General features: G+C 73.7%; 17 protein-coding genes. 13 read left to right on the forward strand and 4 right to left on the reverse strand.

Features of this window, described 5'->3' with window-relative positions:
• Positions 1-60: 60 nt before the first annotated feature.
• The gene (locus Cus16_RS06815; protein WP_069711907.1) at positions 61-1560 is read left to right on the forward strand and encodes an MFS transporter; all 1500 of its coding nucleotides are present in this window, start codon (positions 61-63) and stop codon (positions 1558-1560) included.
• Positions 1550-2107 (forward strand): TetR/AcrR family transcriptional regulator, encoded by a 558-nt coding sequence (locus Cus16_RS06820; protein WP_223246549.1) that lies wholly within the window; start codon positions 1550-1552, stop codon positions 2105-2107. Before Cus16_RS06815 ends, Cus16_RS06820 begins: the two co-directional genes overlap by 11 nt.
• Before the next feature lie 94 nt (positions 2108-2201).
• Here the strand turns inward: Cus16_RS06820 and Cus16_RS06825 are convergent, their stop codons facing one another.
• Positions 2202-3026 (reverse strand): polysaccharide deacetylase family protein, encoded by an 825-nt coding sequence (locus Cus16_RS06825; protein ID WP_069711909.1) that lies wholly within the window; start codon positions 3024-3026, stop codon positions 2202-2204.
• A 222-nt stretch (positions 3027-3248) separates the two neighbouring features.
• Here Cus16_RS06825 and Cus16_RS06830 point away from each other — a divergent pair, with 222 nt between their 5' ends.
• The 5 genes from Cus16_RS06830 to Cus16_RS06850 all read left to right on the forward strand — a co-directional run bounded on the left by Cus16_RS06830 (position 3249) and on the right by Cus16_RS06850 (position 7220).
• Complete coding sequence (locus tag Cus16_RS06830; RefSeq protein WP_069711910.1) at positions 3249-4439, forward strand: zinc-dependent alcohol dehydrogenase; 1191 nt, start codon at positions 3249-3251, stop codon at positions 4437-4439.
• Positions 4440-4467: 28 nt separating this feature from the next.
• Positions 4468-5526 carry an NAD-dependent epimerase/dehydratase family protein gene (locus Cus16_RS06835; protein WP_069711911.1) on the forward strand — a complete coding sequence of 353 codons (1059 nt, stop codon included), beginning with the start codon at positions 4468-4470 and terminating at the stop codon, positions 5524-5526.
• 241 nt (positions 5527-5767) lie between these two features.
• Complete coding sequence (locus Cus16_RS06840; protein ID WP_069711912.1) at positions 5768-6112, forward strand: SHOCT domain-containing protein; 345 nt, start codon at positions 5768-5770, stop codon at positions 6110-6112.
• Positions 6113-6121: 9 nt separating this feature from the next.
• Positions 6122-6538, forward strand: a complete 417-nt coding sequence (locus Cus16_RS06845; RefSeq protein WP_069711913.1) for a DUF6314 family protein — start codon at positions 6122-6124, stop codon at positions 6536-6538.
• Positions 6539-6542: 4 nt separating this feature from the next.
• On the forward strand, positions 6543-7220 hold the full coding sequence (locus Cus16_RS06850; protein ID WP_069711914.1) for a pentapeptide repeat-containing protein: 678 nt from the start codon (positions 6543-6545) through the stop codon (positions 7218-7220).
• On the opposite strand, the gene Cus16_RS06855 is transcribed toward Cus16_RS06850, so the two are convergent.
• Positions 7205-8203: an NAD(P)/FAD-dependent oxidoreductase gene (locus tag Cus16_RS06855; RefSeq protein WP_069711915.1), complete on the reverse strand. Its 999-nt coding sequence runs from the start codon at positions 8201-8203 to the stop codon at positions 7205-7207. The two genes, Cus16_RS06850 and Cus16_RS06855, sit on opposite strands and share 16 nt — an antisense overlap.
• Before the next feature lie 57 nt (positions 8204-8260).
• Between Cus16_RS06855 and Cus16_RS06860 the strand changes: the two genes are divergently transcribed.
• Positions 8261-8893, forward strand: a complete 633-nt coding sequence (locus Cus16_RS06860) for a helix-turn-helix domain-containing protein (RefSeq protein WP_411266604.1) — start codon at positions 8261-8263, stop codon at positions 8891-8893.
• A 29-nt stretch (positions 8894-8922) separates the two neighbouring features.
• Here the strand turns inward: Cus16_RS06860 and Cus16_RS06865 are convergent, their stop codons facing one another.
• Positions 8923-9696, reverse strand: coding sequence for a glycosyltransferase family A protein (locus Cus16_RS06865; protein WP_069711916.1), 774 nt, complete (start codon positions 9694-9696; stop codon positions 8923-8925).
• A gap of 156 nt (positions 9697-9852) precedes the next feature.
• Between Cus16_RS06865 and Cus16_RS06870 the strand changes: the two genes are divergently transcribed.
• The 5 genes from Cus16_RS06870 to Cus16_RS06890 all read left to right on the forward strand — a co-directional run bounded on the left by Cus16_RS06870 (position 9853) and on the right by Cus16_RS06890 (position 12659).
• Positions 9853-10776, forward strand: a complete 924-nt coding sequence (locus tag Cus16_RS06870) for a hypothetical protein (RefSeq protein ID WP_069711917.1) — start codon at positions 9853-9855, stop codon at positions 10774-10776.
• Positions 10773-11216 (forward strand): phage holin family protein, encoded by a 444-nt coding sequence (locus tag Cus16_RS06875; RefSeq protein ID WP_069711918.1) that lies wholly within the window; start codon positions 10773-10775, stop codon positions 11214-11216. The genes Cus16_RS06870 and Cus16_RS06875 overlap by 4 nt, the downstream gene beginning before the upstream one ends.
• Positions 11213-11785 (forward strand): DUF3618 domain-containing protein, encoded by a 573-nt coding sequence (locus tag Cus16_RS06880; protein WP_069711919.1) that lies wholly within the window; start codon positions 11213-11215, stop codon positions 11783-11785. Before Cus16_RS06875 ends, Cus16_RS06880 begins: the two co-directional genes overlap by 4 nt.
• Before the next feature lie 83 nt (positions 11786-11868).
• Positions 11869-12294 (forward strand): MarR family winged helix-turn-helix transcriptional regulator, encoded by a 426-nt coding sequence (locus Cus16_RS06885; RefSeq protein WP_069711920.1) that lies wholly within the window; start codon positions 11869-11871, stop codon positions 12292-12294.
• Positions 12295-12335: 41 nt separating this feature from the next.
• Entirely contained in the window at positions 12336-12659 is a 324-nt protein-coding gene (locus Cus16_RS06890) for an MBL fold metallo-hydrolase (RefSeq protein WP_069711921.1), read from the forward strand.
• A 14-nt stretch (positions 12660-12673) separates the two neighbouring features.
• Here the strand turns inward: Cus16_RS06890 and Cus16_RS06895 are convergent, their stop codons facing one another.
• On the reverse strand, positions 12674-13024 hold the full coding sequence (locus tag Cus16_RS06895) for a hypothetical protein (RefSeq protein ID WP_069711922.1): 351 nt from the start codon (positions 13022-13024) through the stop codon (positions 12674-12676).
• Between the last annotated feature and the right edge of the window lie 32 nt (positions 13025-13056).

Consider the following 13056-nt stretch of genomic DNA (forward strand, 5'->3'; position numbering starts at 1 on the left):
GCCTGCGCACTGACTGTGCAGTCGGCAGTACCGACCACACGGTCGGTTAGGGTCGACGGCATGCAGCAGACGACCTCCACCCCGACCCACCGCGCCACGACCCGCGAGTGGGCCTCCCTCGGGGTCCTCACCCTGGCCGTCGTGCTGCTCGCGATCGACGGGACCGTGCTTGCCCTCGCGGTCCCCGCGCTCACCGCCGACCTCGACCCCACGGCCACGCAGGTGCTCTGGATCGGGGACGTCTACTCGTTCGCCCTCGCCGGGCTGCTCGTCACGATGGGCAACGTGGCCGACCGCATCGGTCGGAAGCGCCTGCTCCTCGTCGGTTCGGTCGCGTTCGGCCTCGCCTCGGCCGGTGCGGCGTTCGCCCAGGGGCCGGAGGTGCTCATCGCCGCCCGCGCCCTGCTCGGCATCGCCGGCGCCACCCTGATGCCGTCGACGCTGTCGCTGGTCCGGGCGATCTTCCGCGACCCGCGGCAGCGCACCCGTGCCATCGCGGTGTGGTCGGCCGGTGCGACCGGTGGTGCCGCAGCGGGTCCGCTCGTCGGTGGGGCGCTGCTCGAGCACTTCTGGTGGGGCTCGGTCTTCCTCATCAACATCCCCGTCATCGTCGTGATCGTCGTCGCCGGCGCGTTCCTGCTGCCGGAGTCGAAGGGCGGCGCGCGGACGCCGATCGACCTGCTGTCGGCCGTGCTCTCGGTCGTGGCGATCGTCCCGCTCGTCTACGCCGTGAAGCACCTCGTCGGGCACGGCGCGGACTGGACGGTGCCGGTCGCGGCGCTCGTCGGCGTCGGTGCCGGGTGGTGGTTCGTCCGGCGCCAGCGCAGCCTGGCGACGCCGCTGATCGACCTGCAGCTGTTCCGGATCCCGGCCTTCGCCGGCGCGGTCGTCGCGAACTCGCTGTCGGTCTTCGCGCTGACCGGTCTCCTGTTCTTCTTCTCGCAGTACCTGCAGCTCGTCCGGGGCTTCTCCCCGCTGCTCGCGGGGGCGGCCGAGCTCCCGGCGACGGTCGCGTCGATCGCGGTCATCGCCGTGATCGGGCTGCTGACCCGGCACGTCGGCCCCGGGCGGTCGATCGGCCTGGGGCTCGCCGTGGCCGCGGTCGGCATGGCCGGGATGGCGTTCGCCGAGGGGCTGCCGACCTACGTCGGGATCGCGATCGCCCTCGCGGTCGTCGGGCTCGGCGTCGGGGTGTCGATGACGCTGGCGACGGACGCGGTGGTCGCCGCGGCGCCCCGTGACCGCGCGGGTGCTGCGAGCGCGATCTCGGAGACCGGCTACGAGCTCGGCGTCGCGATGGGCATCGCGGTGCTCGGGTCCCTGCAGACGGCGTTCTACCGGGCGAACCTCGACGCCGGTGCGCCGGACCGCGTCCGGGAGTCGCTCGCCAGTGCTGCGCAGGTGCTCGACCCGACGTCGCCGGTGTTCGCGCAGGCGCAGCACGCCTTCACCGGCGGCATGCAGCTCGCGTCGGTCTGCGCGGCGGTCCTGCTCGCGGTCGCGTCGGTCGTGGCGTTGCGGGTCATCCCGAACCGGCAGGATGGTCCGCGTGAGCACTGACGGCACCCGCGACCGCGAACGCACCCGCTCGGCGGTGCTCGAGGCGGCGGAACGGCTGCTCGGTGAGCGCGGCACCCGGGTCAGCGTGGCTGAGGTGGCCGAGGCCGCCGGCGTCTCGAAGAGCGGCCTGCTGCACCACTTCCCGTCGAAGGACGCGCTGCTCGTGGCGGTCGCCGAGCACGGGCTGCAGACCTTCGTCGACGAGGTGATGGGGCACGTCGACCTCGCCGAGAACCGGCCGGGCAAGGTGCTCCGCGCCTACGTCCGGACGCTCTGCGGCGGCAGTGAGCGCGCGATGGCGGTGTTCTCGCCGAACGCCCTGTGGGCGGGCCTGATGTCCGTACCGGGGATCGAGCCGGTGGTGGCGGCGGACGCCGAGCACTGGCGCACGCTGTTCGCCCGCGACGGCCTGCCCGAGGACCGCTCCCTCGTGGTGCGGCACGCCGCCGAGGGGCTGGCCGCCGCATCGGCGCTCCCGCCCTACCTCGACGCACGGGAGCTCGCGGTCGCGCGGGATGCGCTCCTCGCGCTGGCCGAGCCCGCCTGACCCCGCGAGACGCAACGGGAGCGACTGCTCGCAGCGCTACCGCACTGCGAGGAACCGCCGACGTTGCGTTCCGCGGCACGGGCACGGGGACAGGTCAGCGCGAGAAGACGTCGTCCAGCGTGTACGTCGCCAGGTGGCGCTCCTCGAGCAGGGCGTGCAGCCGCGGCAGCGCCCCGATGGTGCCCGGGAAGTTCGCGTGCCCGATCACGATGTGCGCCGGCTGGAACCACTGCTCGGCGAACCCGACGATCTGGTCCGGGGAGATGTCGCCCGAGTCCGCGAGCGTGCCGTACCAGAGCAGCGGGGTCGTGTAGCCGACCGCCGCCGCCGCACGGTCCACCCGGGCGTCGTGGTACCCGAAGGGCGGCCGGAAGTACGGGCGCGCATCGACGCCGAAGGTCCGCTCGAGGAACTCGTGGTTCCGGGTGAGCTCGTCCTGGATCGCCTGGTCGCTCAGCTTCGTCAGCGCCGGGTGGTCCCACGTGTGGTTGCCGAGCTGCACCTGCCCGGACTCGACGAGCGGGCGGAGCAGGTCGGCGTGCTCGGTCCACGCGGGCCGGTCGCCGTTCACGAAGAACGTCAGCCGCGTGCCGGTGGCGGCAGCGGAGCGGGCGTAGGCGGCGACGACGTCCGCGGACGCCCCGTCGTCGACCGTCCACGCGATCCCGGGGGTACCGGCGGGCAGGGCGGTCACGGTCCCCGCGGGCAGGGGGACGCGGGTGAGCGCGGGCCGCGTCGGTGTCGGTGTCGGTGTCGGGGTGGGGGTCGGCGTCCGCGTGGCGGTGGCCGTCGGGAGGGTGGTCGCCGAGGCGGTCCGCCCCGCGGGTCGGCTGCCCGTCGAGCACGCGGCGAGCACCCCCGTCGCGAGGGCGCCGGTCGCGCCGGCGAGGAGTGCGCGTCGGGTGGTGCCGTGGTCCATCGGTCACAGCGTTGCCGAGCCCGAGGATCCGCACATCGGCGGACGGGCTGACCTCCGGTGGCCGACCGGCCACCGGCGCGGACGGGAGGCCCGCCCCACCACCGCCGCCGCAGCGCGCTGCGGACGGGGCTGGGAACGCACCACGGGGCGGGCGCGTAGCGAGGAGGTCACGCGAGTCGTGCCTCCCGGCCGGCTCGGAAGCGACCACGAGAGGAACGCGACGTGCGCGCACTGACCTGGCAGGGCACCGAGAAGGTGTCCGTCGAGACCGTCCCCGACCCGACCATCCAGGAGCCGACCGACGCGATCGTGCGGATCACCTCCACGGCGATCTGCGGCTCCGACCTGCACCTGTACCGGGTCCTCGGCCCGTACATCGACAAGGGCGACGTCCTCGGCCACGAGCCGATGGGCATCGTCGAGGAGGTCGGCTCGGCCGTCACGAACCTCAAGGTCGGCGACCGCGTCGTCGTCCCGTTCAACATCTCGTGCGGGCACTGCTGGATGTGCCAGCACGGCTTCCAGTCGCAGTGCGAGACCACCCAGGTGAAGGAGTACGGCACCGGTGCCTCGCTCTTCGGGTACACGAAGATGTACGGCCAGGTCCCCGGCGGCCAGGCCGAGTACCTGCGCGTGCCGCACGCCGACTACGGCCCCATCAAGGTGCCCGACACCGGTGCTGACGACCAGTGGCTCTTCATGAGCGACATCATCCCGACCGCGTGGCAGGCCGTGCAGTACGCCGAGGTCCCCGAGGGCGGCACGCTCGCGGTGCTCGGCCTCGGCCCGGTCGGCCAGTTCGCCGCGCGCATCGGCAAGCACCTGGGCTACCGCGTGCTCGCCGTCGACCCGGAGCAGGTCCGTCGCGACCTCGGCGCGAAGCACGGCATCGAGGTGTTCGACCTCGACGACGACATGGTGTCGAAGCTGATCGACCTGACCGACGGGCGCGGCCCGGACGGTGTCGTCGACGCGGTCGGCATGGAGGCGCACGGCAACCCCGTCGCCGGGTTCGCCCAGCGCGCGGCCGGGCTGCTGCCCGACAAGCTCGCGCAGAAGGCGATCGAGACCGCCGGCGTCGACCGGCTCGCAGCCGTGCACGCGGCGATCGACCTCGTCCGCCGTGGTGGCACGGTGTCGCTGTCCGGTGTCTACGGCGGCATGGCCGACCCGATGCCGATGATGACCCTGTTCGACAAGCAGATCACGATCCGCGAGGGACAGTGCAACGTCCGCCGCTGGGTCGACGACCTCATGCCGCTCGTGTCCGACCCCTCGGACCCGCTCGGCACCCTCGACCTGACCACCCACCGGGTGGCGCTCGAGGACGCCCCGCACATGTACTCCGTCTTCCAGAAGAAGGAGGACGGCTGCATCAAGGTCGTGCTCGACCCCTCGATGGCCGCGGCGTGACGGGCGACCGGTCGGGACTGGTGCGCTGATGCGCGTCGTCGTGGTGGGTGCCACCGGCAACGTCGGCACCGCCGTGCTGCGGCGCCTCGCCGCGGCACGGCTCACCGGTGACGGCCGGGCGGGCGACGAGGACGGCCTGCAGGTCGTCGGCGTCGCCCGCCGCCTGCCCGACGCGCGCGTCGCACCGTACGACGTCGCCGAGTGGCGCGCCGTCGACGTCGGGGCACCGCGGGCGGTCGACGAGCTGACCGCGGTGTTCCGGGGCGCGGACGCCGTCGTGCACCTGGCGTGGGCGCTCCAGCCCACGCACGACATCCCCGCGCAGCACCGGACGAACGTGACCGGCACGGCGAACGTGCTCGAGGCCGTCGCCCGCGCCGGGGTCGGGCAGGTCGTCGTCGCGTCGTCGGTCGGCGCCTACCGCGGCGTCGACGTCGACGGGAAGCGCACGCCGGTCGACGAGTCGTTCCCGGCGACGGGCATCCCGACGGCGACGTACTCGATCCACAAAGCCGAGAACGAGCGGGCGATGGATGCGTTCGAGCGCGCCCACCCCGAGGTCGTCGTGACCCGGCTCCGCCCCGGCCTGGTGTTCCAGCGCGGGGTCGCCGCCGAGCTCCGCGGACTGTTCCTCGGCCACCTCGTGCCGATGTCGATCGTGCGGTGGGTCCGTTGGGCGGTCCTGCCGCTCCCGCTGCCGTTCGTGTTCCAGGCCGTGCACGCCGACGACCTGGCCGACGCGTTCTGGCGGACGATCGACCGACGGGCCGCCGGCGCGTTCAACATCGCGGCGACCCCCGTGCTGACACCGCCGCGCATCGCACGGGCCCTCGGGATGCTCGGTGCCGTGCGGATCCCGCTGCGGCTGCTCCGCGGGATCGTCACGCTCACCTGGCGGCTCCGGCTCCAGCCGACCGACGCCGGGTGGCTCGACATCGCCGCGGAGGTGCCGATCATGCGGACCGACCGGGCGCGGAGCGAGCTCGGGTGGGAGCCGCGGCACACGGCGGACGAGGCACTGCGCGAGCTCGTGGGCGGGTTCGCGGACGGCGCGAACGTGGAGGCGTCGGGGCCGCTGCGCGGCTGAGGCGCGGCCCGGGCGGCAGCTGTCTCTGCTGGTCGTTCCGGGCGTACCCGATGGTTCCGAGCGTCGACGGCGGCCCTGGCACGCCTGGTCGTTCCGGGCGTATCCGGTGGTTCCGGGCGTACCCGGTCGATCCGTTCGATCAGGGACGCCCGGAACCACCTGCCATCGCGGGTGTGCTGGGAAGGAACGGGCGCGTTACGATCCCGACGAGGGCGCGACCGTGCCCCAGGGGGAGGGTGTCATGTCGATCGACGACTTCGGTTTCCCGGACGAGGGGAACAACCCGCTGATCCCGCCGGCGTTCGACGTCGCCGCGACGATCATCACGGTCGGCGGGGTCATCGTGGTGCTCGGCATCGTCGCCACGATCGTGCTGGCGATCTACCGCGCCAAGCGCATGTCCGACCGCGGTCAGAACCCGTTGACCCTGCAGGAGGACCTGGCGTACCGGGCGATGCAGAGCCGGACGCTCGCACCGCCGACGACGCTCGAGCAGCGGCTGGCCGAACTCGACGACCTGCACCGTCGTGGCGTGATCTCCGACGACGAGCACCGGACGGCCCGGGCCGAGGCCCTCCGCGCGTAGCCTGGCAGGGTGCTGCCGACGGACCTGATCGGGGAGTGGACCCTGCGCCGGACGGTCGTCGACCGCCGGGCCGGGGTGACCGGTGACGTCGCCGGGACGACGTCCCTGACACTGGTGACGCCCGACGAGGTCCGCTGGGACGAAGCCGGCGTCATGCGCTTCGACGGCCGCGAGACCCCGGTGTCCCGGACGCTCGTCGTGCGTCGCGGCCAGGACGACCGCTGGACCGTGCACTTCGCCGACGGCAGGGTGTTCCACGACTGGGCGTGGGGCGCGTCGGTCGAGCACGCGTGTGCGCCCGACGACTACACGGGTGTGCTCGCCGGCGACACGGACCGGTGGACGGTGCGCTGGGAGGCCCGCGGTCCGGCGAAGGACCTCCGGCTCGACAGCGTGCTCGAACGTCGGGCCGCCACGGCAGACTGAGCGCATGGCCCGCACCCCCGGCAAGCCCCCCGGCACCGTCGCTCCCCGCATCGCCCCGGTCGACCCCCGTGACCTCGAGGACTGGACGCCGACCCCCGGCGACCTGCTGACCGGTGACCGCGTCGAGGGCAAGCGCGTCGCCGTGCTCGACCTGGCGGGAGAGCGTCTGCCCGACCTCGAGCTCGAGGAGTGCGTGGTCGAGACCCTCCGCGCGGGCGACGCCGACCTGCGCGGTCTGCGCGTCCGCGACTCCGTGGTGGAGACGCTCGACGCCCCCGTGCTCCGGGCGTCGAGCAGTTCCTGGCGGGAGGTCCGGGTCGCTGGTGGCCGGGTGGGCTCCGCCGAGCTGTACGACGGGACGCTCAACGGGGTCGAGTTCGTCGGGATGAAGCTCGGGTTCGTGAACCTGCGCGGGTCGACGCTGACCGACGTGGTCTTCCGGGACTGCGTCGTCGACGAGCTCGACGTCGCCGACGCCCGGCTGCTCCGGGTGTCCTTCCCCGGCACGAGCATCCGCGCCGTCGAGGGGACGAACAGCCGCATCGAGCACGTCGACCTGCGGGAGGCCGACCTCGACCGGGTGGAGCGGCTCGAGGGCCTCCGCGGTGCCACGATCGGCTCCGACCAGCTCTTCGCCCTCGCACCCCTCCTGGCGGCCCAGGCCGGCTACCGCGTCGACTGACCGGTCGGAACGCTCCGGTCAGCGGCCGCTGCGAGCGCCGCCGCGATGTCGGCCTGCACGAGGTCACCGTGCACCGCGGCGCCCGCCTGGGTCCCCGCGGCGGCCGAGGCGATCACCGTGACCATCGGCGACGTCACGTTGCCCGCGGCCCAGACCCCGCGCACGCCCGTCTGCCCCGTCACGTCGACCGTCAGGCCGCCGCCGACGCGGAACCCGTTCACCACGACGTCCTCGGCCCGGAGCCCGAGCCCCTCGAGGAACGCGACCCGCGGCTCCGCCGTGCTCGCCGCCGCCAGGGCGTCGAGCGGGACGACCTCGCCCGACCCGAGCTCGACCCCGGTGAGGACCCCGTCCGTCGACAGCACCCGGGCCACCGGCCCCTCGACGACCGCGACACCACGGGCCCGGAACGCACTGCGGGCGGTGTCGTCGAGCAGGTCCGGGTCGGTGACGAAGGCGGTGACCCGGTCGCTCAGGGCACGGAACATCTGCACCTGGTGCGCCCCGTTCGGCGTCGTCACGAGGACGCCGATGCGTCGGTCGCGGATCTCCCACCCGTGGCAGAACGGGCAGTGGACGACCCCGCGCCCCCACTGCTCGGCGAGACCCGGGACGTCCGGCAGGACGTCGACGGCGCCGGAGGCGACGACCAACCGGCGGGCGGTGACGACCCTGCCGGAGTCGAGCGTGACCGAGAAGCCGACCGGGTCGGTGTCGGTGCCCGCGGTGGCGGACGCCGCCACGACCCTCCCGGCCGTCACCTCGACACCGTACGCGGCGACCTCGTCCCGCCCGATGCGCGTCAGCTCCGCGGGGGCGACGCCCTCGCGGCCGAGGAGGTTGTGGACGCCCGCGGCCGGCGCGTTCCGGGGCTCGCCCGCGTCGACGACGAGGACGGAGCGGCGGGACCGGCCCGTGATGAGCGCGGCGGACAGGCCGGCGACCGAGCCGCCGATGACGATGACGTCGAAGTTCTCTCGCATGGTCGCAGCCTGCGCGACCTGCTCGAGATCAGCAAGGATGCTTGCCGGTCTGGCAACATGACCGCCATGGTGCACAGCCGGGAGGAACGGATCACCCCGCCGACGACGGCGGACGTGGTCGACGCGGTCGGCCCACGCCTGCGGGCGCTGCGCGAGCGTCGCCAGGTCACGCTCGCGGCGCTCGCCGACGAGACCGGGATCTCGGTGTCGACGCTGTCGCGGCTCGAGTCGGGACAGCGGCGGCCGACCCTCGAGCTCCTGCTGCCGCTCGCCCGCGCCTACCAGGTGCCGCTCGACGACCTGGTCGGGGCGCCGCAGACGGGGGACCCGCGGGTGCACCTCAAGCCCGAGCGGCACGGCGGACGCGTGGTGATCCCGCTGACGCGGCGCACCGGCGGCGTCCGGTCGTTCAAGCAGCTCATGCAGCCGGAGCCCGCAGACAGCGACCGGACCCTCCGGACGCACGAGGGGTACGAGTGGCTCTACGTGCTGTCCGGGCGCCTGCGGCTGCTGCTGGGCGACCGCGACTTCGACCTCGGACCCGGCGAGGTGGTCGAGTTCGACACCCACACCCCGCACTGGGTCGGCAACACGACGGACGAGGTCACCGAGGTGCTCTGCCTGTACGGGCCGCAGGGGGAGCGGGCGCACGTGCGGTCCCGGCCCGCTTCTCGGCGCGACGACGGGTAGGGGTCACCGGGGAGACGCGCCCCCGACCGTCAGCGGCCGGACCAGGCGCCCCGGGAGCGGGACGCCAGGCGGGCGCGGAGCGCGGCACGGCACCGCCGCGCCCACCGTCGGCACGGGTTCGCCCGACGGCCGTGCACCCGGAACGTGTGGAACGCCCGCCGGGTGCGGAGCGCGGCCGAGGCGACGCCGGAGAAGGGCCTCGCCGACACCTCCACGAGCAGGGCCCGGTCCACGACCACCCGCCACGCCGGGTCGAGTGCCATCGAGAGGTCGACGTCGTCGTGCACCTCGGGGTCGTCGCGGTGCGTCCGGGAGCGTGCCGCGAGCCACGTCGAGCGGTGCATCGCCGTCGCGGACCCGAACAGCGGCGGCCGGGCGAGCGCGCCGCGCATCAGGACGAAGTACGGGCCCATGTAGAGCGTGTCCCAGACCCGTCGGACCAGCGGACCGCCGTCGTGCGGACGGCCCGGGCCGGTGACCGCGACGACCCCCGTACCGCCGAGGAGGCGGACCGCCGTCGCCACCCACCCGGGCGGCGGGACCGAGTCGGCGTCGAGCCGGACGAGCACGTCACCCGAGGCGTGGTCGTAGCCGCGCGCCGAGGCCCGGGCGATGCCGCGGACCGGTTCGTGCAGCACCGTCGCGCCGGCGGCCCGGGCGACCGCGGCGCTGTCGTCGGTGCTGCCGTTGTCGACGACCACCACCTCGTCCACGGGGCGCGTCTGTGCCCCGAGGGCGGCGAGGCACCGGCGCAGGTGCTCGGCGTCGTCGAGCACGGGGACGACGACGGAGACCAGCGGCACCCCCCGATCCTGCCGGAGGAGTGCTGGACGGGCCGTCGGGCGCGGGCGTCACCGCGTTTGCCGACGTTCCTGTGGCACGGCGCAGGCAGGGTCGCGCACCGTCGGGTCCAACGCGACGGGTGCCGTACCCGCCGCGACCGATCCGGAAGGCCGACCATGACCACGAACCCACCCGGGAACGACTCCGGGACGCCCATCCACGACCGCACCGCCGCGTCCGAGGGACACGAGGTGTACCCGGGCGTGACCGTGCCCTCGTTCGGCAGCGACACCCCCGCGCCGCGCGACGCCGACCGCGAGTTCGACGACGTCCTCCTGCCCGAGGGTGACGTGCGCCGACCCGAGGGCTTCGACGACGTCGAGCCGCTCGACGCGCTGCCCGCCGACGAGCAGCTCCCGGCGACGCCGTCCGCCGCCGGCGCGTCGGCACCGCTGCACGACTCCACGACGACGAGCACCGGGTACCTGCCGCCCGTGGGCACCAGCACGGGCGGCAGCACCGGCAGCACGGGCAGCACCGGCAGCACGGGCAGCACCGGCAGCACGGGCTCCGGCGGCACCGACGGTGGCGGCAAGGCCGACGCCGCCAAGGGCGCCGCGCAGGACGTCGCCGGCGACGCGAAGGACAAGGCCGCGAACGTGGCCGGTACCGCGAAGGAGCAGGCGTCGAACGTCGCCTCCGAGGCGACCGACCACGCCAAGCAGCTCTACTCCCAGGCCTCCGACACGCTCAAGGAGCAGGCGGCCGGCCAGCAGGAGCGCGCCGCCGGGGGCCTCCGCAGCCTCGGCGAGCAGCTCGGCCGCATGGCCGACAAGGACGACGAGCAGGGCATCGCCGCGAAGGTCGTCCGCGACCTGTCGAACCGGGCGGGCTCCGCGGCCGGGTACCTCGAGAACCGCGACCCGGGTTCGCTCCTCGACGAGGTGAAGTCCTTCGCCGCGAAGCGTCCCGGCACGTTCATCGCGCTCGCCGCGGGCGCCGGCATCCTCGCCGGACGCCTGACGAAGGCCCTCGCCACCGAGGTGAAGCACGAGAAGGAGGCCGGCGAGTCCTCGACCGGCACCGGGAGCGGCGTATGAGCCACACGGTCCCGGGCGCGACCCCGCTGGGCGAGCCGACGCCCGAGGAACGCGCCGCCACGACGCCCCTGGGCGAACTGCTGACCGACGTGTCGAAGGACCTGTCGTCGCTGTTCCGCCAGGAGGTCGCCCTCGCCAAGGCGGAGCTCACCGAGTCCGCCAAGAAGGCGGGCAAGGCCGGCGGCATGTTCGGCGGCGCCGGGCTCACCGCCCTGTTCGCCCTGCTGTTCCTGTCCATCGCCGCGTGGTGGGGTCTCGGGTACCTCATCGGCAACGCGTGGTCGGCCGTCGTGATCGCCGTGGTCTACGCGATCGTCGCCGCGATCCTCTACGTCCGTGGGCGCAAGGAGATCAAGGAGATCCAGGGCGCCCCGCAGACGGTCGAGACCGTCAAGGAAGTCCCCGAAGCACTCAAGCCGAACACCGGGAGGAAGCCATGAGCACCCCAGAAGAGATCCGTGCCGACATCGAGCGCACCCGCGGTGCCCTCGGCTCCGACGTCGACGCCCTGGCCGACAAGGTCAGCCCCTCGTCCATCGCGCACCGGCAGAGCGAGAAGGTCAAGAGCCGCTTCCAGGGCGTCCGCGACTCCGTGATGGGGTCCGCGCACTCGGCGGGCCCGAGCGTCTCGGGGTCCGCCTCGGGTGCGACCGACCGGGCGAAGGACGTCGCGCACGAGGGTGTCCGGAAGGCGAAGGGCAACCCGCTCGCCGTCGGCCTGATCGCCTTCGGTGCGGGGTGGCTCGCGTCGTCGCTCATCCCGACCTCCGACAAGGAGGAGCAGCTCGCCGGTGAGCTCAAGGACAAGGCGGCACCCCTCGTCGAGGACGTCAAGTCCCAGGCGAAGGACGTCGGTTCGCAGCTGGGCGACGTGGCGAAGGAGCACGCGCAGGACCTCAAGGGGACCGCGCAGGACGCCGCGCAGACGGTGAAGGACGAGGCGCAGGGCGCCGCGTCCGACGTCCAGGACCACGCGAAGAGCGCCGCGGACGACGTGCGCAGCAGCTGACGGACGTCAGCACAGGCCGGACGGGAGGCCCGTGGCGACACCGCCACGGGCCTCCCGTCCGTTCCGCGGTAGCGTCGTGGCCCATGGACCCGATCGACGAGCTCGCCGCCGAGTTGCGCCAGTCGATCGGCCGCCTCGTGCGCGCAGCCCGGCGCCAGGGCGACAGCCTGCCGCCGGCGCACTCGGCGACGCTGGGGTTCCTCGGACGCGAGGGGCCGATGACGATCGCGGAGCTCGCGCGGCGACGCGGGGTGAAGCACCAGGGACAGTCCCGGACGGTGGGGGAGCTGACGAACCAGGAGTACGTCGAGCGGGCCGTGTCCGAGACGGACCGGCGGGCCTCGGTCATCCGCATCACCGATGCGGGCAGAGCCGCGCTGCAGCAGGACATGGACGGCCGTGCGGACTGGCTCGCGACCGCGATGCGTGCGGAGCTCGACGACGACGAGCGCGCCCTCCTGGCCCGGCTGCCGGTGATCTTCGAGCGCCTGGCCCGCCGGGCCGACTGAACGACCAGCCATTTGTACAACAGTGTTGTACAGTTGGCAGCATGCAGCTGACGAAGTACAACCACGCCACCGTCGTCCTCGAGCAGGACGGCGCCTCGCTCGTCATCGACCCGGGCTCCTTCACGCCGGAGTCCGCCGACCTCGTCGCCGCGGCCACGGTGGTCCTGGTCACCCACGAACACGCCGACCACTTCGCCGTCGACGCGATCCGCGCGGGGCTCGAGCGCAACGCCGACGTCGTCGTCCACGGCCCGGCGTCGGTCGTCGAGCAGCTCGGCGACCAAGACGGCCGCGTCCGCACGGTCACCGCGGGCGACACCGTCGCGAGCGGTACGTGCGCTCCATCAGGTCCAGACGTCGCTTGAACAGGTGATCGGGTTCATCGGTGATCATCAGAGTCGTCCTCCTCCTCGGTCTCGCGCGCGGGCCGTGCTCCGCCGAGCCGCTCGGCCTGCTGGACCTTCCACAGGACCCATTCGTCGTCCTCGGTCACCCACGACCGCGTCGTGAGCGCGTGCGTCATGAGCGCGGCGGCATCGTGGTCGTGCGGGTCGCCGGACAGCGCGCGCTCGACGACCCACGTCCAACGCTGCCACCACAGGTCCCGGTGCACCGAGAACTCCGTGTTTCGCCGCATCCGCCGCCCCTCGAGCACGGTCACGACCACACTCGCGGCGGCGACCGCCGCCCCCGCCAGCGCGACCAGCGCGCTCACCCACCCGACGTCCATGCGGCCAGCCTCACGCCACAGGACCGGCCACG

It is taken from the genome of Curtobacterium sp. ER1/6, assembly GCF_001742745.1.
Lineage (GTDB): Bacteria > Actinomycetota > Actinomycetes > Actinomycetales > Microbacteriaceae > Curtobacterium > Curtobacterium citri.